16 protein-coding genes and 2 pseudogenes are annotated in these 19563 nt (G+C 60.4%); 8 read left to right on the top strand and 10 right to left on the bottom strand.

The genetic code is table 11. The features are described from left to right. Positions 1 to 227: 227 nt before the first annotated feature. Positions 228 to 1091, bottom strand: a pseudogene (gene ribB / locus CKW18_RS23895) (3,4-dihydroxy-2-butanone-4-phosphate synthase); the annotation flags it as partial. A 68-nt stretch (positions 1092 to 1159) separates the two neighbouring features. Here ribB and CKW18_RS23890 point away from each other — a divergent pair. After that, positions 1160 to 1456 (top strand): DUF1330 domain-containing protein, encoded by a 297-nt coding sequence (locus tag CKW18_RS23890; protein ID WP_095191050.1) that lies wholly within the window; start codon positions 1160 to 1162, stop codon positions 1454 to 1456. A gap of 123 nt (positions 1457 to 1579) precedes the next feature. On the opposite strand, the gene CKW18_RS23885 is transcribed toward CKW18_RS23890, so the two are convergent. From CKW18_RS23885 to CKW18_RS23855, 7 genes are all read right to left on the bottom strand, one after another. After that, positions 1580 to 2143, bottom strand: a complete 564-nt coding sequence (locus CKW18_RS23885; protein WP_095191049.1) for an NUDIX hydrolase — start codon at positions 2141 to 2143, stop codon at positions 1580 to 1582. Between the two features lies 1 nt (position 2144). Beyond that, complete coding sequence (locus CKW18_RS23880; RefSeq protein ID WP_095191048.1) at positions 2145 to 2897, bottom strand: GntR family transcriptional regulator; 753 nt, start codon at positions 2895 to 2897, stop codon at positions 2145 to 2147. A 58-nt stretch (positions 2898 to 2955) separates the two neighbouring features. Next, entirely contained in the window at positions 2956 to 3345 is a 390-nt protein-coding gene (locus CKW18_RS23875; protein ID WP_027613073.1) for a carboxymuconolactone decarboxylase family protein, read from the bottom strand. A 136-nt stretch (positions 3346 to 3481) separates the two neighbouring features. Beyond that, entirely contained in the window at positions 3482 to 3967 is a 486-nt protein-coding gene (locus tag CKW18_RS23870; protein ID WP_095191047.1) for a flavin reductase family protein, read from the bottom strand. 12 nt (positions 3968 to 3979) lie between these two features. Then, positions 3980 to 5461: an aldehyde dehydrogenase gene (locus tag CKW18_RS23865; protein ID WP_095191046.1), complete on the bottom strand. Its 1482-nt coding sequence runs from the start codon at positions 5459 to 5461 to the stop codon at positions 3980 to 3982. Then, the gene (locus tag CKW18_RS23860; protein ID WP_095191045.1) at positions 5458 to 6291 is read right to left on the bottom strand and encodes an alpha/beta fold hydrolase; all 834 of its coding nucleotides are present in this window, start codon (positions 6289 to 6291) and stop codon (positions 5458 to 5460) included. Before CKW18_RS23860 ends, CKW18_RS23865 begins: the two co-directional genes overlap by 4 nt. A 31-nt stretch (positions 6292 to 6322) precedes the next feature. Beyond that, a complete protein-coding gene (locus CKW18_RS23855; RefSeq protein WP_095191044.1) occupies positions 6323 to 6913 on the bottom strand; it encodes an amino acid synthesis family protein in 591 nt (196 codons plus the stop codon). 462 nt (positions 6914 to 7375) lie between these two features. Here CKW18_RS23855 and CKW18_RS23850 point away from each other — a divergent pair, with 462 nt between their 5' ends. Beyond that, the gene (locus tag CKW18_RS23850) at positions 7376 to 8419 is read left to right on the top strand and encodes a YCF48-related protein (RefSeq protein WP_095191043.1); all 1044 of its coding nucleotides are present in this window, start codon (positions 7376 to 7378) and stop codon (positions 8417 to 8419) included. Further along, on the top strand, positions 8416 to 10800 hold the full coding sequence (locus CKW18_RS23845; RefSeq protein WP_095191042.1) for an RND family transporter: 2385 nt from the start codon (positions 8416 to 8418) through the stop codon (positions 10798 to 10800). The genes CKW18_RS23850 and CKW18_RS23845 overlap by 4 nt, the downstream gene beginning before the upstream one ends. Before the next feature lie 178 nt (positions 10801 to 10978). Here the strand turns inward: CKW18_RS23845 and CKW18_RS23840 are convergent, their stop codons facing one another. Both CKW18_RS23840 and CKW18_RS23835 read right to left on the bottom strand, forming a co-directional pair. Further along, a complete protein-coding gene (locus CKW18_RS23840; protein WP_095191041.1) occupies positions 10979 to 11698 on the bottom strand; it encodes a FadR/GntR family transcriptional regulator in 720 nt (239 codons plus the stop codon). A 187-nt stretch (positions 11699 to 11885) separates the two neighbouring features. Beyond that, positions 11886 to 13622, bottom strand: a complete 1737-nt coding sequence (locus CKW18_RS23835) for an IlvD/Edd family dehydratase (protein ID WP_095191040.1) — start codon at positions 13620 to 13622, stop codon at positions 11886 to 11888. Positions 13623 to 13815: 193 nt separating this feature from the next. On the opposite strand from CKW18_RS23835, the gene CKW18_RS23830 reads away from it, so the two are divergent. The 5 genes and pseudogenes from CKW18_RS23830 (at position 13816) to CKW18_RS23810 (ending at position 19535) form a co-directional block, all read left to right on the top strand. Then, complete coding sequence (locus tag CKW18_RS23830) at positions 13816 to 15138, top strand: MFS transporter (RefSeq protein WP_095191039.1); 1323 nt, start codon at positions 13816 to 13818, stop codon at positions 15136 to 15138. 160 nt (positions 15139 to 15298) lie between these two features. Then, positions 15299 to 16291 carry an AraD1 family protein gene (araD1, locus tag CKW18_RS23825; protein WP_095191038.1) on the top strand — a complete coding sequence of 331 codons (993 nt, stop codon included), beginning with the start codon at positions 15299 to 15301 and terminating at the stop codon, positions 16289 to 16291. A 9-nt stretch (positions 16292 to 16300) separates the two neighbouring features. Continuing rightward, a pseudogene (locus CKW18_RS23820) lies at positions 16301 to 17883 on the top strand (aldehyde dehydrogenase (NADP(+))). A gap of 178 nt (positions 17884 to 18061) precedes the next feature. Continuing rightward, positions 18062 to 18373: a DUF5629 family protein gene (locus CKW18_RS23815; protein ID WP_095191037.1), complete on the top strand. Its 312-nt coding sequence runs from the start codon at positions 18062 to 18064 to the stop codon at positions 18371 to 18373. Continuing rightward, positions 18360 to 19535: a lactonase family protein gene (locus CKW18_RS23810; protein WP_095191036.1), complete on the top strand. Its 1176-nt coding sequence runs from the start codon at positions 18360 to 18362 to the stop codon at positions 19533 to 19535. The genes CKW18_RS23815 and CKW18_RS23810 overlap by 14 nt, the downstream gene beginning before the upstream one ends. The last annotated feature ends 28 nt before the right edge of the window (positions 19536 to 19563 follow it).

Here is a 19563-nt window from a genome sequence, read left to right as displayed (position 1 = left end):
CTGGTCGATCAGCTCTTTTGGAATGGACGGAAGGTCACGCTTGGCCTCACGGGCCGGTTTCTTTTTGGTTGGCATACATGCACCTCTGCAGCATGTTATGCCCGAACACAAAATTAATGACACTCCCAAGATCGCAGCCTGCGGCAGCTCCTACAAGGGGCTCAGTGAGCCCCGGCGGCTTTGTTGAGGTCGCTTTCGGTCCATTCGGTGTAGACGCAGGCATCAGCGGTGGCCCAGCGCACTTGCACAGGGTCGCCAGCCTTGAGCGGCATGCCGGCGGCGGATAATGCCTTCACCGTCATCGATGTCCCACCCGAAGTGACCACGCTGCAAGTCTGGCTCTCGCCCAGGAACAGCACTTCCACCACCTTCGCTGAAACCTCATTCCAACCTGACGGCAGCGGTTCGGTGATCGCCTGCATCAGACGGAACGTGCCATGCACCGTCGGCAGCTCGCGTTCGCCAATGCGCTCGATGGTGTGCTCGGTGCTGAGGCGATAGTGGATCAGGTCGGCGATGGTGCCGATCTTGATCCCGTGCTTGCGTGCGAACACTTCCAGATCCGGGCGACGAGCCATGGTGCCGTCGTCGTTCATCACCTCGACGATGACCGATGCCGGGGTGAAACCGGCGAGGCGGGCCAGATCGCAACCGGCCTCGGTGTGCCCGGCGCGGGTCAGCACGCCACCTTCCTTGGCGCGCAGCGGGAAGATGTGGCCGGGCTGCACCAAATCTTCGGCGCGGGCATCTTTGGCCACGGCGGCGGCAACCGTACAGGCGCGGTCGGCGGCGGAAATACCGGTGGTGACGCCGACCGCCGCTTCAATCGACACCGTGAACGCGGTACTGAACACGCTGCCGTTGCTGGGCACCATCTGCTCCAGACCCAAACGCTGACAGTGATCGTCAGTCAAGGTCAGGCAGATCAGGCCACGCGCTTCACGGGCCATGAAGCTGATCGCCTCGGGTGTGCAGCAATCGGCGGCGAGTAACAGGTCGCCTTCGTTTTCCCGGTCTTCGTCATCGACCAGCAGCACCATTTTGCCGAGGCGATAATCTTCGATGATTTCTTCGATGCTGTTGAAGGCCATGCTGGACTCTCAGGGTTTGCTGGAAATATATTGGTATACCATAATACAAAATCAACAAAGAGGTCACTATGAAGGCGTACTGGATTGCTCACGTGGATATAGCCGATGCCGATCACTACAGCCAATACACCCAGCGCGCGCCGGCAGCCTTCGCCGCGTTCGGCGCGAAGTTTCTGGCCAGAGGCGGGCGCAGCGAGGCGATGGAAGGGCGCAAGACGCCACAGCGCAGCGTGGTGATTGAATTCGAAAGCTATGAAAAGGCTGTGGCGTGCTACCGGTCAGCGGCGTATCAAGAAGCGAAACGTTATCGCGAAGAATGGGCTAGGGCGGAAATCATCATCGTCGAGGGCATTGCGCCACTTTAAGCAACACCACTAAACACTGTGGGAGCGAGCCTGCTCGCGAAAGCGGTCGTTCATTCAACATTTTTATCGACTGACACGACGCCTTCGCGAGCAAGCCCGCTCCCACAGCGGCGAAGGTGATCCTCAGCGGATAAAGTGGATCTTGCCGCTATCGTCATTGCCCATGTAGATGCCATACACCCCGGCCTGGCGCTCCTCGATATAGCGTTCGAGGATCTGCCGGATCGCCGGGTAATAGATCTGTTCCCACGGGATGTCTTCGGGGGCGAAGAATTTATAGTCGAGGGTTTCCGGGCCGTACTGGCCGGTGATCTCCAGCGCGCTGGCGCGGAAGATGATGTACACCTCGCTGATCTTCGGCACGCTGAAGATCGAGTACGGCGAGACGATTTCCGCACGCACACCGCTTTCTTCCCAGACTTCACGCAGCGCCGCCTGTTCGGTGGTCTCGCCGCTTTCCATGAAACCGGCTGGCAGCGTCCAGGTGCCCGGACGTGGAGGGATCGCCCGTTGGCACAGGAGGTATTTGCCGTCCTGCTCGATGATGCAGCCGGCAATGATCTTCGGATTGACGTAGTGGATGTAGCCGCAGCCGCGGCACATCAGGCGCTCGTGCGTATCGCCCGGCGGCACCTGCTGACCGAGGTCAGGGCCACCGCATTTCGGGCAATAGCTCGGGCTGGACATGTCAGTGACCTATACGAGGTTCTTTCAGCGCAATGGGCAGGGTGATCGCAGGCACGGCGCCTGTTTCTTCCTGCTTGCGCTTGAGGTAATCGAGAGCGACAGCAGCCGCGGCACGCACGTGATCGACGCACGCCTGATGCGCCGCCAGTGGATCGCCACTCTTGATCGCTTCGACCATTTTTTCCATCTCATGGTTACTTGCGCCGCGACGGTTTTGCTGAGACACCGAAGTCGCCCGCAGGTAACTGATGCGTGCCTGCAACTGACGCAGTTGCGTGGCCGCGACATGGTTGCCCGAGCCTTCGAGCAGCACGTCGTAGAAACCCTGCACCGAATCGATCACCTGCTGCAACTCGCCGTCCTTGAGTGCCTTGCGGTTGTCATCGAGGGCTTTTTCCAGGGCTTTGATGTCCTTGGCTTTGGCGCGCAGGGTGAACAGCTGCACGATCAAACCTTCGAGCACGCAACGCAGCTCATAGATATCAACGGCATCGGCCAGTGTAATGATGGCGACGCGCGGGCCCTTGGCGTCGGCGAACTCCACCAGACCTTCGGATTCCAGGTGACGCAAGGCTTCGCGCACCGACGTGCGGCTCACGCCCAGGCGATCGCACAGATCGCGTTCGACCAGACGATCCCCTGGCATAAGCTGGAAATTCATGATCGCGCTACGTAGTTTATCCAGCACGATTTCGCGCAGGGTAACGGGGTTGCGATTGACCTTGAAGCTGTCGTCGAGTGGCTGGCGTTTCATGGGGTCCGCTCTTTACTGTGGCTGTCCATGCCAGACGGGCATCAAAACAGCCGAGGGTTTAACTGGAGGCCTCGGCGTCGGCTTCGGCGAAGGCTTCACGGGCGAGCCGGAAACTGTCCACGGCCGCCGGGACGCCGCAATAAATGCCGACCTGAAGCAGAATTTCGCGTATTTGCTCACGACTCAGGCCGTTACGCAAGGCGCCACGCACATGCAGCTTGAGTTCGTGCGGACGGTTGAGCGCCGAGATCATCGCCAGGTTGATCATGCTGCGCTCCTTGAGCGACAACCCCTCGCGACCCCAGACGTGGCCCCAGCAGTATTCGGTGACCATTTCCTGCAAGGGGCGGGTGAAGTCGTCGGCGTTGTCGATCGAGCGCTGCACGTAGGCTTCGCCGAGCACCTGGGTGCGGATCTTCAGGCCTTTTTCGTACTTTTCGTTACTCATCATTCCTCCAATCCACAGGTGTTCCCTGTGGGAGCGAGCCTGCTCGCGAAGGCGTCGTGTCAGTCGATGCAAATGTTGAATGATCAACCGCTTTCGCGAGCAGGCTCGCTCCCACATTGGCAATCGTGTCTGGCTGTCAGGCCAGGGTTGGCAACGGGCCCAACTTGCCCTTGTGATAAATCATCGGCGTCACCGGCTGCGCGGGCAGGATCAGGTGCTTCACTGCGCCAACGATAATCGCGTGATCGCCGCCATCGTATTCCCGCCACAACTCGCACTCGATGATCGCCGTGGCCTTGGCCAGAATCGGGTTACCCAGTTCGCTCAAATGCCACTCAATGTCCTTGGCCTTGTCCTTGCCTTTACCGGCGAAGGCATAGGCCTCGGCGGTCTGCTCGGCGGACAGCAAATGGATTGCGAATTTCTTGCTGTCACGCAGCACCGGGTAGGTGTCGGAGGCATAGTTGGGGCAGAACAGCACCAGTGCCGGGTCAATCGACAGCGCGCTGAAGGCGCTGGCGGTGATGCCGACGATGCCGCCATCCGGGTCGAGGGTGGTGACCACCGTGACGCCGGACGGGAACGAGCTCATGACGTCTTTGTAAATGCCGGGTTCGATCATTTCGCAGGACTCCTAGCGCATCACAAACGGATCAGGCATGGGCGCCTGAGAAAGGTTGATCCACACCGTTTTCAGTTCGGTGTAGGCCAGCACCGAGTCGATGCCGCTTTCGCGTCCATAGCCACTGTTCTTGAAGCCGCCGATGGGCGCCATGGCCGACACCGCGCGGTAAGTGTTGACCCAGATGATCCCCGAACGCACATCGCGAGCGAGGCGATGAGCGCGACCGAGATCGCGCGTCCAGATACCGGCGGCGAGGCCGAACTGCGAGTCGTTGGCGATCGCCAGCGCTTCTGCTTCATCTTTAAAGCGAATCACCGACGCCACCGGGCCAAACACTTCTTCCTGCATGATCTTCATCGAATTACGGTCGCATTCGAACAGCGTTGGCTCATAGAACCAGCCGTCGCCGAGATCTGCCGGGCGCTTGCCGCCCGTGCGCAGACGCGCGCCTTCAGCGATGGCATCGGCGACCAGACCTTCAACCACCGCCAGTTGCTGCGCGGTGGCCATCGGGCCCATTTCGCTATTGTCTTCCTGCGGGTTGCCGATGCGGATGCGCTGGGCGCGTTCGACCAGGCGATTGACGAATTCGTCGTAGATTTCGTCCTGCACCAGCAGGCGCGAGCCGGACACGCAACTCTGACCGGACGCCGCGTAGATCCCGGCAATCGCGCCGTTGATCGCGCTGTCCAGGTCGGCGTCGGCGAAGATGATGTTCGGCGACTTGCCGCCCAGTTCCAGCGACAGCTTGGCGAAGTTCTCGGCGCTGCTGCGCACCACATGCCGCGCTGTGGCCGCACCACCGGTGAAGGCGATCTTGCGGATCAGCGGATGGCGGGTGAGGGCGGCGCCGGTGCTCGGGCCGTAACCGGTGACGACATTGACCACGCCCGGCGGAATTCCGGCTTCGAGGGCCAGACGCGCCAGCTCCAGAATCGTCGCCGAGGCGTGTTCGGACGGCTTGATCACAATCGTGTTGCCGGCGGCGAGGGCCGGGGCCAGTTTGATTGCAGTCAGGTACAGCGGGCTGTTCCACGGAATGATCGAGGCGACCACGCCCATGGCTTCGTGCACGGTGTAGGCGAACAGATCCGGTTTATCCAGCGGCAGGGTGCCGCCTTCAAGCTTGTCGGCCAAACCGGCGGTGTAGTGGAAGAACTCTGGGAGATAGCTGACCTGACCACGGGTTTCGCGGATCAGCTTGCCGTTGTCGCGACTTTCCAGTTGCGCCAGTTGCTCTTTGTTTTCTGCGATCAGGTCACCGAGGCGACGCAGCAACTTGCCGCGTGCGGTGGCGGTGAGGCCACGCCAGGCCGGGCTGTCGAAGGCCGTCTGCGCGGCTTGCACGGCGCGTTCGACGTCGGCTTCGTCAGCATCGGGCAGTTGCGCCCATGGCTTGGCCAATGCCGGATTGAGGCTTTCGAAAGTCTTGCCGGAGAGGGCGTCGACCCATTCTCCGCCGATGCACATCTGGAAGCGTGCGAGTGTCATGCAACGATCCCCTTTATTTGGTTTTGTCGGGAGTGTGCGAATTCGAGAAATTCCAGCAGTGTCTGGTTGACCAGACGCGGCGACTCTACGGGCATCATATGCCGTTGCTCGGGCAGTACGGCAACCTTCGCACCGGGGATGCGTCGGGCCAGTTGCTCGGCCATTTCCGGGGTCGAACCGGGGTCGAGTTCGCCAGTGGCGATCAGCGTTGGCGCCTGAATACTGCCCAGGTCGTCGACGCGGTACATGTCTTGAGTGGCGAACAATTCGTAAGTGGTCAGATAACCCTGCGGATCATTGCCGGCCAGGGTCTGGCGGATCGCGGCGATCTGCGCCGGGTTGGCCGCTTGATATTCACGACTGAACCAGCGCGACAGCGCCGCTTCGGCATTGGCGTCCGGGCCATGTTCGGCCGCTTGCGCGGTGCGTGCGATGACGCCGGCGCGCTGTTCTTCGCTGCGGTTGAACACACTGTTCAAGACCACCAGACTTTGCAGGCGCTGCGGGTAATGCAGGGCAAACGCCCGCGCTACCAAGCCACCCATGGAAAACCCGATCACTGCTGCCTCAGGCAGATTCAAATGATCAAGCAGCTCCAGCAACTGATCGGCGTAACCAAGCAGGTGGGTGCCGCTGGCCGGTCGCGGGCTGGCGCCATGGCCGAGCATGTCGTAGGCGATCACTCGGTACTGGGTCGACAGGCCGACAATCTGCCCGCCCCACATTTCTTTGTTCAGGCCCACGCCGTGGATCAAGACCACGGGCTGGCCTTGGCCGGTCGCCAGGTAACTGGTGCCAGCCGGGGTGAGTTCAGCGGTGAGCCGAATCATGGAGCGCTCCTGCAGTGCCTTTTTATTGTGATTACTGGGCTTTTTCGGCGGCCAGTTCTTCCAGATCGATGTAGCGGTTGCCGATGCGCGGGTGCAGGCGGCCACCGTCGGCGCAACCCAGCACGACAACGATTTCGTCGGCGCGCGGCGCGTCTTCGATCTGCATTTCCAGGGTGATGTAGTGCGAACGCAGGCCTTCGTCGTCCTTGTGCATCATCGGGATCTGGATCGAAGTGCCCGGGCCGCCGCGCTTGTTGGTGAAGCTCAGGTAGCTCTTGGCCTTGACCGCTTCGCGGTAGTGGTTGCCAAAGCGTAGGGTGTGGATCACGGCGGAGGCGTGTTCGATTTCGCCGTCAGCGCCGACCACGGCTGCTTTGCCGTAAGCCTCGATCTTCTCTGCGCCGCCGATGATGGCGACCAGACGTTCAACCATCATCGCGCCCAGATCCGAGCAATTGGCACGGATCTGCGGCTGGAGGTCTTCAACAAAGCCGTTACCCACCCAAGGGTTTTTCATCACGACAGCGAGGCCGACCATGGTCACTGGCTTGTCGGTGGCTTTGCCGCCTTCGATGAAGGTTTCTTCGACATAGCTGACGATCTTGCGAATTTCGAAACTCATGAGCTGCTCCGTAGGGGGGATTGAGAGTGTCTGTGCGTCTGATGGTATACCATAATACCGATCGCGCAAGTCCCCCGCACAAGATTTGCCGCATCCATCCGGCGAATGGCGCTGCATTCACCCGTCACCGCAGATCCCCCAAACACCGCTAACCCCTGTGGGAGGGGGCTTGCTCCCGAAAGCGGCGGATCAGGCGACATTTATAGTGGCTGACACCCCGTCTTCGGGAGCAAGCCCCCTCCCACAATGGAATTCACTGGCGACAGGAGCCTGCATCCGGTTAACAAAAGATAACGTGGCGCCGATTGTCAGACGTTTCCAAAGCCCGATAGGATGAGCCAGCTTCCGAAGTGGCTCTGGATTGCGGGTTTGAGGACTATGCTTCTGACCAGCCATCAGCGGAGCACACTTGCGGCGCCCTTGAAGGCCAATGGCCTAACAATAATAAATAGGGGAAGGTCTATGAGTCGTTGCCGCCCGCCGGCGTTACGCAACACCGCGTTGCTGGCCACAGCACTCGCGCTGCTGGGCTTTGCCACGTTGTCGGCACCTGTGATTGCCGCCGAGGCTCCGGCCGACGTGGTCTATGCCAGCGCATCCGCCAAAGCTGCAAAAAGCCTGATTCTCGATGTTGTCCACGCCGGAGCACGGCTGGTGGCGGTCGGGGATCGCGGGCACATTCTCTATTCCGATGACCAGGGCAAGACCTGGACTCAAGCCAAAGTGCCAAGCCGGCAACTGTTGACGGCTGTGTATTTCGTCGATGACAAACACGGCTGGGCGGTCGGCCACGACGCGCAGATCCTCGCCAGCGAGGACGGCGGTCTGACCTGGACCAAACAATTTGAAGACCTCAAACGCGAATCGCCGCTGCTCGATGTCTGGTTCAAGGACGTCAACAGCGGCCTCGCCGTGGGCGCTTACGGCGCTTTGCTGGAAACCACCGACAGTGGCAAGAACTGGCAAGACGTCAGCGATCGCCTCGACAACGAGGACCAGTTCCACCTCAACGCCATCGCCGCTGTAAAAGACGCCGGGCTGTTCATCGTCGGTGAGTCGGGCAGCATGTTCCGCTCCGCCGACTGGGGCCAGACCTGGGAAAAACTCGAAGGCCCGTATGAAGGTTCGCTGTTCGGTGTGATCGGTACGGCGCAACCGCAGACACTGCTGGCCTACGGCTTGCGCGGCAACCTCTACCGCTCCACCGATTTCGGCAGCAACTGGGAACAGGTTGAGTTGAAGGCTGCTCGCGGCGCGCTGGAGTTCGGTCTGTCCGGCGCCACGTTGCTCGAAGACGGCTCCATCGTCATCGTCGGTAACGGCGGCTCGGTGATCAGCAGCAGCGACAACGGCGAAACCTTCAGCGTGTTCAACCGCCCGGATCGCATTTCCCTGTCGTCGGTCACCGCCGCTGGCGACGGCAACCTGATTCTGACCGGGCAGGGTGGCGTTCACACCACCCTGCCAAACGGCGCCGAGATTAATAATAAGAAGGCGGGGCTATGACTTCCTTGATCACTCCTCAGCAGGAAAAAGCGACGCTCCTCGAACGTCTGATTTTCAACAACCGCCCGGCCGTGATCCTGATCTGCCTGGTGGTGAGCATTTTCCTGTTCTGGCAGGCCACGCTGATCCGGCCGTCGACCAGTTTCGAAAAAATGATCCCGCTGCAGCATCCGTTCATCGAGAAGATGATGGAGCACCGCAACGATCTGGCGAACCTGGGCAACACCGTGCGCATTTCGGTGGAGGCCACTGACGGCGACATCTTCTCCAAGGAGTACATGGAGACGCTGCGTCAGATCAACGACGAGGTGTTCTACATCTCCGGTGTTGACCGCTCCGGCCTCAAGTCACTGTGGAGTCCGAGCGTACGCTGGACCGAAGTGACCGAAGAAGGTTTTGCCGGCGGTGAAGTGATCCCGCAGAGCTACAACGGCTCGCAGGACAGCCTCGATCTGCTGCGCAACAACGTGCTCAAGTCCGGTCAGGTCGGGCGGCTGGTGGCCAACGACTTCAAGTCGAGCATCGTCGACATCCCGCTGCTGGAGTCCTACCCGGACCCGCAGGATCAAGGCAAGTTGCTGGCGCTGGACTACCGCAAGTTCTCCCATGAACTTGAAGACAAGATCCGCAACAAGTTCGAAGCGCAGAACCCCAACGTCAAGATCCACATCGTCGGTTTCGCCAAGAAGGTCGGCGACCTGATCGACGGCCTGGTGATGGTGGTGTTGTTCTTCGGCATCGCCTTCGTCATCACTCTGATTTTGCTGCTGTGGTTCACCAACTGCGTGCGCAGCACCATCGCGGTGTTGAGCACGACGCTGGTGGCGGTGGTCTGGCAACTCGGCTTGATGCACTTTTTCGGCTTCGGCCTCGATCCGTATTCGATGCTGGTGCCGTTCCTGATCTTCGCCATCGGTATCTCCCACGGCGTGCAGAAGATCAACGGTATCGCCCTGCAATCCAGTGAGGCCGATAACGCCCTGACCGCCGCACGCCGCACGTTCCGGCAACTGTTCCTGCCGGGGATGATCGCGATTCTCGCGGATGCGGTGGGTTTCATCACGCTGCTGATCATCGACATCGGCGTGATCCGTGAGTTGGCCATCGGCGCGTCGATCGGCGTGGCGGTCATCGTCTTCACCAACCTGATCCTGCTGCCGGTGGCGATTTCCTATGTCGGCATCAGCAAGCGTGCGATCGCCAAGAGCAAGAAAGACGCAAACCGCGAGCATCCGTTCTGGCGCCTGCTGTCGAATTTCGCCAGCCCGAAAGTTGCACCGATCTCTGTCGCCCTGGCGCTGATCGCCTTCGGTGGCGGCCTCTGGTACAGCCAGAACCTGAAAATCGGTGACCTCGACCAAGGCGCGCCGGAGCTGCGTCCGGACTCGCGCTACAACAAGGACAACAACTTCATCATCAGCAACTACTCGACCAGCTCCGACGTGCTGGTGGTGATGGTCAAGACCAAGGCTGAAGGTTGCTCACGCTTCGAAGCCATGGCGCCGATCGATGAACTGATGTGGAAGATGCAGAACACCGAGGGCGTGCAGTCGGCGATCTCGCTGGTGACCGTGTCCAAGCAGATGATCAAGGGCATGAACGAGGGCAACCTGAAGTGGGAAACCCTGTCGCGCAACCCCGACGTGTTGAACAACTCGATTGCCCGGGCCGACGGTCTGTACAACAACAGTTGCTCGCTGGCGCCGGTGCTGGTGTTCCTCAACGATCACAAGGCGGAAACCCTTGATCGTGCGGTGCAGGCGGTGCAGGAATTTGCCAAGGACAACAACAAGGACGGTCTGGAATTCATCCTCGCCGCCGGTAACGCCGGGATCGAAGCGGCCACCAACGAAGTCATCAAACAGGCCGAACTGACCATCCTGATTCTGGTGTACATCTGCGTGGCGGTGATGTGCATGATCACCTTCCGGTCCTGGGCCGCGACCCTGTGCATCGTCCTGCCGCTGGTGCTGACCTCGGTACTGGGCAACGCGCTGATGGCGTTCATGGGCATCGGTGTCAAAGTTGCAACCTTGCCAGTGGTGGCGCTGGGCGTGGGGATTGGCGTGGACTACGGGATCTACATCTACAGCCGTCTGGAAAGTTTCCTGCGCGCGGGGCTGCCGTTACAGGAAGCCTATTACCAGACCCTGAAATCCACCGGTAAAGCGGTACTGTTCACCGGTCTGTGCCTGGCCATCGGCGTGTGCACCTGGATCTTCTCGGCGATCAAGTTCCAGGCCGATATGGGCCTGATGCTGACCTTCATGCTGCTGTGGAACATGTTCGGTGCGCTGTGGCTGCTGCCGGCACTGGCGAAGTTCCTGATCAAGCCGGAGAAACTGGCGGGGCAGAAGGGCAATTCGTTATTTGCTCACTGATCTGCAGGGCTGAAACGACAAAGCCGCAACCTTAGGGTTGCGGCTTTTTTACATCTTATGATCCACACAAAACCCTGTGGGAGCTGGCTTGCCAGCGATAGCGGACTAACATCCAACAGCAATGTTGAATGCTAAGCCCTCATCGCTGGCAAGCCAGCTCCCACAGGTTCTTTGGTGTTCAGGAGAGTTCTGTGCCAAGCACAACGCTGAGCGCACTACGCGCATCATCCAGCTGTACGAGCGTCGCATGGCGGGCGCCAAGGGCATCACGGTTTTCGATGGCGGTAAGAATCGCCTTGTGCCGAGGCAACGCCAATTCATGCAGATTCGGCCGCTGATTCGAATGCTTCAACGCCTCGGCAATCGCCACCGACAACATGTTGCACAGATTCGCCAACAAATCATTGTGCGTCGCATCGGCAATGCGGCTATGAAAATCCAGGTCCGGTTGCAGCAGTGCTTCCGGCGTCGGCGCCGCTTCCATGCGTTGGTAGGCTTCGCCGATGGCGGCAATGTCGGCATCGCTTGCATGCTGGGCGGCGAGGGCGGCGGCGGCAGGTTCGATGATGCTGCGCACACTCGTCAGGACGTTGAAGAACTCGTTCTGCGGGCTGCTTTGCATCAGCCAGTGCAGCACGTCCGGGTCGAGCATGTGCCATTCGCGGCGCGCCTTGACCACCGTGCCCACCCGAGGCTTGGAGTAGACCAGACCCTTGGCCACCAGCACCCGTGTGGCTTCGCGCAATACCGGCCGGCTGACCGCGTACTCCTCGCACAGCAAGGCTTCGGCGGGCAGTTTGTCGTCGGGCTTGAAGCGTCCGGAGACGATCTGCATGCCCAGTTCCTGGACGATGCGCGAGTGCATGCTTTTGCGGTCGGAGGGTTTGCGGTAATCCATGGGGAACGGCGCGATCCTGAGCGATGGAGATGCCGCGCATCATAGCAGGCACCAGACAATCTTGAGGCAGACACAGAAGCCAAATGTGGGAGCGAGCCTGCTCGCGAAGGCGGTGTATCAGTCAAACAGGTGTCGACTGACACACCCTCTTCGCGAGCAGGCTCGCTCCCACAGGGGAATTGTGTTGTCAGTGGGAATGACGCGGCACTTCAGCCCCACGGCAGCCGACCAAAAAGTCGAAGTCACAGCCCTGATCCGCCTGCAACACATGATCGATGTAAAGCTGACGATACCCACCCACCAACAATTGCTGGGGCGGCTGCAGGTCAGCCATGCGCGCCGCCAGCTCAGCATCCGGAATATCCAGATGCAACCGGCCAGTGGCGCAGTCGAGTTCGATCCAGTCGCCTTCCTTCACCGTCGCCAAAGGCCCACCCGCAGCCGCTTCCGGAGCCACATGCAAAACCACCGTGCCGTAAGCGGTGCCGCTCATCCGTGCGTCAGAGATGCGCACCATATCCGTCACGCCCTGGGCCAACAGCTTGGCCGGCAAGCCCATGTTGCCGACTTCGGCCATGCCCGGATAACCCTTCGGCCCGCAGTTTTTCATCACCAGAATCGAATCCTTATCGACATCGAGTTCCGGGTCGTTGATCCGCGCCTTGTACATGTCGAAGTTCTCGAACACCACCGCACGCCCGCGATGCTGCATCAATTCCGGGGTGGCTGCGGACGGCTTGAGCACCGCACCCAGTGGCGCCAGATTGCCGCGCAACACACAAATCCCGCCGTCGGCGCGAATCGGATTGTCGAGCGTGCGGATCACTTCGTCCTCACCGTAAATCGGTGCGTCTTTGGTGTTCTCGCCGATGGACTTGCCATTGACTGTCAGCGCAGTCGGGTGCGGAATCAGATTGGCCTCACCGAGGCGACGCAATACTGCGGGCAGGCCTCCAGCGTAATAGAACTCTTCCATCAGGAAACGCCCGGACGGTTGCAGATCGACGATGGTCGGCATGCCGCGACCGATGCGCGTCCAGTCATCCAGATCCAGTTCGACGCCGATGCGTCCGGCAATCGCTTTCAAGTGAATCACCGCGTTGGTCGAACCGCCGATGGCCGCGTTGACGCGAATGGCGTTCTCGAAGGCTTCTTTAGTCAGAATCTTCGACAGCTTCAAATCTTCGCGAACCATCTCCACCGCGCGCATGCCAGACATGTGCGCCAACACATAACGTCGCGCATCCACCGCTGGAATCGCCGCGTTATGGGGCAGGGAAGTGCCCAGTGCTTCGGCCATGCAAGCCATGGTCGATGCGGTGCCCATGGTGTTGCAGGTGCCCGCCGAACGCGACATGCCGCCCTCGGCCGCCAAGAAATCATCAAGGGTGATGGTGCCGGCCTTGACCTGTTCGCTGAGCTGCCAGACCACCGTGCCAGAACCGATGTCCTTGCCCTTGTGCTTGCCGTTGAGCATCGGCCCGCCGGTGACGACGATCGCCGGCACGTCGCAACTGGCTGCGCCCATCAGCAGCGCCGGGGTGGTTTTGTCGCAACCGGTCAGCAGCACCACGCCGTCAATCGGGTTGCCGCGAATCGCTTCTTCAACGTCCATGCTCGCCAGATTGCGGGTAAGCATGGCAGTCGGGCGCAGGTTCGACTCGCCGTTGGAGAACACCGGGAATTCCACTGGAAAACCACCGGCCTCGATCACCCCGCGTTTGACGTGCTCCGCAATCTGGCGGAAGTGCGCGTTGCACGGAGTCAATTCCGACCAGGTGTTGCAGATGCCGATGATCGGCTTGCCGTGGAACTGGTGGTCGGCGATGCCCTGATTCTTCATCCAGCTGCGGTACATGAAGCCGTTCTTGTCGGCCGTGCCAAACCATTGGGCGGAGCGCAGGGTGGGTTTCTTCTCAGACATGATCGATTCTCTTATTGTATGACTATAGTGTTCCAGCTACGGCTTAATCTAAGCGCAAAATCCTAGGTTTGGAAGTGTTGTTGGTAAATTAGTATTACTATATAGTCGTTTTCGACGGAGGGATGGCCCTGGCGGTTTTCCGTGAGAGGCGTCCCCCGAGGTTCTATAAAAACAACAATCGGAGACCGATCCCATGAGCCAGGAATTGCGGCTTATTCGCCGCATCACGCTAAAACTCATTCCCTTCCTGATCCTGCTGTACCTGATCGCCTATGTGGATCGCTCCGCCGTCGGCTTTGCCAAATTGCACATGGGCGCCGACATCGGCATCGGCGATGCGGCTTATGGCCTCGGTGCCGGGCTGTTCTTCATTGGTTACTTCCTCCTCGAAATCCCTAGCAACCTGATGCTCGAACGCTTCGGCGCACGGCGCTGGTTTGCGCGAATCATGATCACCTGGGGCGCCATCACCATCGGCATGGCGTTCGTCCAGGGCCCGCACAGTTTCTACGTGATGCGCTTTCTACTCGGCGCGGCGGAGGCGGGGTTCTTTCCCGGTGTTCTGTACTACATCACCCAATGGTTTCCGGTGCGCCATCGCGGCAAGATTCTGGGCCTGTTCATCCTCTCCCAACCCATCGCGATGATGATCACCGGCCCGGTGTCCGGGGGCTTGCTGGGCATGGACGGCATCCTCGGTCTGCATGGCTGGCAATGGCTGTTCATCGTCATCGGCACCCCGGCGATCCTGTTGACCTGGCCGGTGCTGCGCTGGCTGCCGGATGGCCCGCAACAAGTGAAATGGATGGATCAGTCTGAGAAAGACTGGCTGACCGGCGAGTTGAAAAAGGATCTGCAGGCATACGGCCAGACCCGCCATGGCAATCCGTTGCATGCGCTCAAAGACAAGCGCGTGTTACTGCTGGCGCTGTTTTACCTGCCGGTGACCCTGAGCATTTATGGCCTCGGTTTGTGGTTACCGACCCTGATCAAACAGTTTGGCGGCAGCGATCTGGTGACCGGTTTCGTGTCATCGGTGCCGTACATCTTCGGGATCATCGGCTTGCTGATTGTGCCGCGCAGTTCTGACCGTTTGAACGATCGCTACGGCCATCTGGCGGTGCTTTATGTGCTGGGCGCGATTGGCCTGTTTCTCAGTGCCTGGCTGTCGTTGCCGGTGGCGCAACTGGCGGCGCTGTGTCTGGTGGCGTTTGCGCTGTTCTCCTGCACGGCGGTGTTCTGGACCTTGCCGGGGCGGTTCTTTGCCGGCGCGAGTGCGGCGGCCGGGATTGCGTTGATCAACTCGGTGGGGAATCTGGGTGGGTACATCGGGCCGTTCGTGATCGGCGCGTTGAAGGAGTACACCGGGAATCTGGCGTCGGGATTGTATTTCCTCTCGGGGGTGATGGTGTTCGGGTTGATCCTGACGGGCGTTGTCTATCGCGTACTGGAAAGCAAACACGTGCTGCCGGTTGACCAGTTCGCCGCCAGCGCCCGAGGCGCTACCCGAACCTGATTTCTGGAAACCACGCAAATCCCCTGTGGGAGCGGGCTTGCTCGCGAATGCAGTGGATCAATCACCATCACCGTTGACTGACACACCGCATTCGCGAGCAAGCCCGCTCCCACATTGGGTCGTCGCAGCGTTCAAGATTGACGTAAAGGAGAGAAAATTCATGCATCTGGTGCAATTCGAATTAAGCAATGGCGAACGCCGCGTCGGCGTGGTCGAGGACGGTCTGATTCGCGAAGTACAAGACGCCCGCACCACACGCGATCTGGCGCTGGCAGCCATCGAAGCCGGCGGCACTCTGGAGCAGCAAGTACAAACCCTCGGCCTGGGCATCAGCCACGACTATGCGCAGTTGCTCAAAGACCTGCGCATCCTGCCGCCACTCGATCACCCGGACCCGGCGCACCTGCTGGTCAGCGGCACCGGCCTGACCCATCTGGGCAGCGCTTCGGCGCGGGACAAAATGCACCAACAGGCCGGCGACGAAGCAGCGATGACCGACACCATGCGCATCTTCAAATGGGGTGTGGAGGGCGGTAAACCGGCGGCGGGGCAGGCCGGTGTGCAGCCGGAATGGTTCTACAAGGGCGATGGCAGCATCGTCGTGCGTCCCGGCCAAGCGTTCCCGTTACCGCCATTTGCCGAAGATGCCGGCGAAGAGCCTGAGATGGCCGGCCTCTATGTCATCGGCCACGACGGCAAGCCCTATCGCATTGGCTTCGCGGTTGGCAACGAATTCTCCGACCACGTCATGGAGCGCAAGAATTACCTGTACCTGGCCCACTCGAAATTGCGCAGTTGCAGTTATGGCCCGGAACTTCGCGTCGGTGAGCTACCCCAACACCTTGCAGGCACCAGTCGCATCCTGCGTAACGGTGAAGTGTTGTGGCAGAACGAGTTTCTCAGCGGCGAGGCCAACATGTGCCACAGCCTGGCGAATCTTGAATACCACCACTTCAAGTACAGCCAGTTTTTACGTCCCGGCGACGTACACATTCACTTCTTCGGCACCGCGACACTGTCGTTCGCCGATGGCATCCGCACCCAACCGGGTGACGTATTCGAGATCAGCCAGGCCGAATTTGGTGCGCCGCTGGTCAATGGCATCGTCCCGGTGGAAGCCGTATTCCAACCGGGCAGCATCGGCACCCTTTAAGGAGATCCCATGACTCAGATTCTCGGTCACAACTACATCGGCGGTCAGCGCAGCGCTGCTGGCAACGTCAAATTGCAAAGCGTAGACGCCAGCACCGGCGAACAATTGCCCCACGATTTTATTCAGGCGACTGAGCAGGAAGTCGACGCCGCCGCCAAAGCCGCCGCTGCCGCTTTTACCCGGCTTATCGCAGCCTCAGCGCTGAACGTCGCGCGCAGTTCCTCGATGCGATTGCCGATGAACTCGACGCGCTCGGTGATGATTTCGTCGCTGTGGTCTGCCGCGAAACCGCATTGCCGGCCGGGCGTATCCAGGGCGAGCGCGGTCGCACCAGCGGCCAGATGCGCCTGTTCGCCAAGGTGCTGCGCCGTGGCGATTTCTATGGCGCGCGGATCGACCTGCCGTTGCCGGATCGCCAGCCATTGCCGCGTCCGGATCTGCGTCAGTACCGCATTGGTCTCGGACCGGTGGCCGTGTTCGGCGCGAGTAACTTTCCGCTGGCGTTCTCCACGGCCGGCGGCGACACCGCTTCGGCGCTGGCCGCCGGTTGCCCGGTGGTGTTCAAAGCTCACAGTGGCCACATGGCGACGGCTGAACGGGTCGCCGATGCGCTGATTCGCGCGGCGGAAAAAACCAACATGCCCGCCGGTGTGTTCAACATGGTCTACGGCGGTGGCGTCGGCGAGTGGCTGGTCAAGCATCCGGCGATTCAGGCGGTGGGTTTCACCGGTTCGCTCAAGGGTGGGCGTGCCCTGTGCGACATGGCCGCCGCGCGGCCGCAACCGATCCCGGTGTTCGCCGAGATGTCGAGCATCAACCCGGTGATCGTCCTGCCGCAGGCGCTGGCTGCGCGTTCGGAAACCGTGGCCCGCGACTTGACGGCATCGGTGGTGCAGGGTTGCGGTCAGTTCTGTACCAATCCGGGTCTGGTCATCGGTATCCGCTCGCCGCAATTCACGGCTTTCGTGCAGCAAGTCGCCGGGCTGATCGGCGATCAACCGGCGCAAACCATGCTCAACGCCGGCACCCTTGGCAGCTACGGCAAAGGCTTGCAGAAACTCCTGGCGCATTCCGGCATCGAGCATCTGGCCGGTAATCCCCAGCAGGGCAATCAGGCGCAGCCGCAGTTGTTCAAGGCCGATGTCAGCCTGTTGATCAATGGCGATGAAGTGCTGCAGGAAGAAGTGTTCGGCCCGACCACGGTGATCGTTGAAGTGGCCGATCAGACGCAGCTCAGCGCCGCGTTGCAGGGTTTGCACGGGCAACTCACCGCGACAATCATTGGTGAGCCAGCGGACTTCGAACGGTTCGCTGAACTGACACCGTTGCTGGAGCAGAAGGTTGGGCGGATCTTGCTCAACGGTTATCCGACCGGCGTCGAGGTGTGTGATTCGATGGTCCACGGCGGGCCGTATCCAGCCACCTCCGATGCGCGCGGTACTTCCGTCGGTACACTCGCCATCGACCGCTTCCTGCGCCCGGTGTGCTTCCAGAACTACCCGGACAGCTTGCTGCCCGAGCCGCTGAAAAACGCCAACCCGTTGCGTATTCAGCGCCTGGTGGACGGCAAGCCCTCACGCGACGCGTTGTAACTGACAGCCAATAATCCATGTGGGAGCGAGCCTGCTCGCGAATGCATTTTCCCAGTCAGCCTTCATGGCCTGACACACCGCATTCGCGAGCAGGCTCGCTCCCACAAGGGTTCCCATAAGGCCTCTGGATCACATTGAGCTATCATTGGCCCTTTCCCCCCTAGAAAGACTGTTTGCCATGACTGCCCAAACCCTTCTCAACGCCCTCGAACACTGCGGTATGGTCGAAATCGACGGCCTGCACGCCTTCGAATTCGCCCTCGATGAAGACGACAATCTGCACATCGAATGCATTGATGGCCGAGCGGCCAAGCATTGGGAATTCACGCCGGCGCAGGTTGCAGCAGCAACGTTTGATGACTCCCAGCAGAGCTGGCTGATCGTCGGCTATTTCAATGAAACCAAAGCGATCGGCGAACACCGCCTGGTTTGTCATGGCGACGTAGTCAGCAGCAGCGACGACGAGGATGACAATAATGAAAATGCGTAAATTCTGGCCGCTGTTGATGGCAGGCAGCGTCGGCGCGATGGGCCTTTCCACGGCATCGGCCGAAAGCTATCAATTGCTGGTCGGCTCCTACACCGCAGGCAGCAGCCAGGGCATCTATCGAATGAACTTCGACAGTGCCACCGGCCAGATTGCCGTCAAACCGCTGCAAGTCGTCAACACTGAAAACCCGTCGTGGCTGACCCTGTCCAAAGACCAGAAACACCTGTTCGTGGTCAACGAAAACGGCCCGGGCCAGACTGACCCGGTTGGCCGCGTCAGCAGCTATGCCATTGATCCCAAGACCCACGCCCTGAGCCTGATCAATCAGGTACAGAGCCTGGGTAACGAGCCGACTCACTCGAGCCTGAGCGGTGATGCCAGCCACTTGTTCGTCAGCAACTATTCGGTGATGGAAGATCCGGGTGGCACCCTTGCGGTGTTGCCGGTCGGTGCCGATGGCAAGCTCAAACCGGTGGTGCAAATGAGCGCGCACCCGGCGAGCCGGGTCAATCTCGAGCGTCAGGCCTCCAACCACGTGCACTCGACGGTGTCTTCGCCGGACGGCCGTTACGTGTTCTCCAACGATTTGGGTGCGGACAAAGTCTTTGTCTACCTGTTCGACCCGAAGGCCAACCCGGACCTGCCACTGACCCCGGCGATGACTGCCTCTGTGGCATTACCGGCCGGCAGTGGCCCGCGTCATCTGTTGTTCAGCGCTGACGGCAAACACGCCTGGCTGACCATGGAAATGAGCGCGCAAGTCGCGGTGTTCGATTACCACGACGGCATGCTGACCCAGACGCAACTGGTCGATCTCGCTGCTGGCCAGCCCACGTCTGACAAGGCCGGCGCTGCGTTGCACGCGTCCGCCGACGGCAAATTCCTCTATGTCAGCAACCGTGGCACCGCCAATCAGCTGCTGGTGTTCGCGATCGATCCGGCCACCGGTCAGCTCAAAGAGCTACAGCGACGTTCGGTTGAGGGTGATCACCCTCGCGAGTTCAGCCTCGATCCGAGTGGCAAATTCCTGCTGATTGCCAACCAGAAGAGCAACGAAATTGTCGTCGTCGAGCGCGACGCCAAGACCGGTCTGCTGGGTAAAACCGTGCAAAAACTGCCGACGGACGCACCGAGCGACCTCAAGTTCATCGTGCGACAATAAGCCACAGGCCCCGGTTTACGGGGCCTGT

This window comes from Pseudomonas sp. Irchel 3E19, from assembly GCF_900187585.1.
GTDB classification, from domain to species: Bacteria; Pseudomonadota; Gammaproteobacteria; order Pseudomonadales; family Pseudomonadaceae; genus Aquipseudomonas; species Aquipseudomonas baetica.
This window is presented reverse-complemented; position numbering and strand designations above follow the sequence as displayed.

Excerpts from the sequence above, each read along its gene's own strand:
- CKW18_RS23890 (WP_095191050.1), top strand. The coding sequence starts at position 1,160 with ATGAAGGCGTACTGGATTGCTCACGTGGATATAGCCGATGCCGATCAC.
- CKW18_RS23885 (WP_095191049.1), bottom strand. The coding sequence starts at position 2,143 with ATGTCCAGCCCGAGCTATTGCCCGAAATGCGGTGGCCCTGACCTCGGT.
- CKW18_RS23880 (WP_095191048.1), bottom strand. The coding sequence starts at position 2,897 with ATGAAACGCCAGCCACTCGACGACAGCTTCAAGGTCAATCGCAACCCC.
- CKW18_RS23875 (WP_027613073.1), bottom strand. The coding sequence starts at position 3,345 with ATGAGTAACGAAAAGTACGAAAAAGGCCTGAAGATCCGCACCCAGGTG.
- CKW18_RS23870 (WP_095191047.1), bottom strand. The coding sequence starts at position 3,967 with ATGATCGAACCCGGCATTTACAAAGACGTCATGAGCTCGTTCCCGTCC.
- CKW18_RS23865 (WP_095191046.1), bottom strand. The coding sequence starts at position 5,461 with ATGACACTCGCACGCTTCCAGATGTGCATCGGCGGAGAATGGGTCGAC.
- CKW18_RS23860 (WP_095191045.1), bottom strand. The coding sequence starts at position 6,291 with ATGATTCGGCTCACCGCTGAACTCACCCCGGCTGGCACCAGTTACCTG.
- CKW18_RS23855 (WP_095191044.1), bottom strand. The coding sequence starts at position 6,913 with ATGAGTTTCGAAATTCGCAAGATCGTCAGCTATGTCGAAGAAACCTTC.
- CKW18_RS23850 (WP_095191043.1), top strand. The coding sequence starts at position 7,376 with ATGAGTCGTTGCCGCCCGCCGGCGTTACGCAACACCGCGTTGCTGGCC.
- CKW18_RS23845 (WP_095191042.1), top strand. The coding sequence starts at position 8,416 with ATGACTTCCTTGATCACTCCTCAGCAGGAAAAAGCGACGCTCCTCGAA.
- CKW18_RS23840 (WP_095191041.1), bottom strand. The coding sequence starts at position 11,698 with ATGGATTACCGCAAACCCTCCGACCGCAAAAGCATGCACTCGCGCATC.
- CKW18_RS23835 (WP_095191040.1), bottom strand. The coding sequence starts at position 13,622 with ATGTCTGAGAAGAAACCCACCCTGCGCTCCGCCCAATGGTTTGGCACG.
- CKW18_RS23830 (WP_095191039.1), top strand. The coding sequence starts at position 13,816 with ATGAGCCAGGAATTGCGGCTTATTCGCCGCATCACGCTAAAACTCATT.
- araD1 (WP_095191038.1), top strand. The coding sequence starts at position 15,299 with ATGCATCTGGTGCAATTCGAATTAAGCAATGGCGAACGCCGCGTCGGC.
- CKW18_RS23815 (WP_095191037.1), top strand. The coding sequence starts at position 18,062 with ATGACTGCCCAAACCCTTCTCAACGCCCTCGAACACTGCGGTATGGTC.
- CKW18_RS23810 (WP_095191036.1), top strand. The coding sequence starts at position 18,360 with ATGAAAATGCGTAAATTCTGGCCGCTGTTGATGGCAGGCAGCGTCGGC.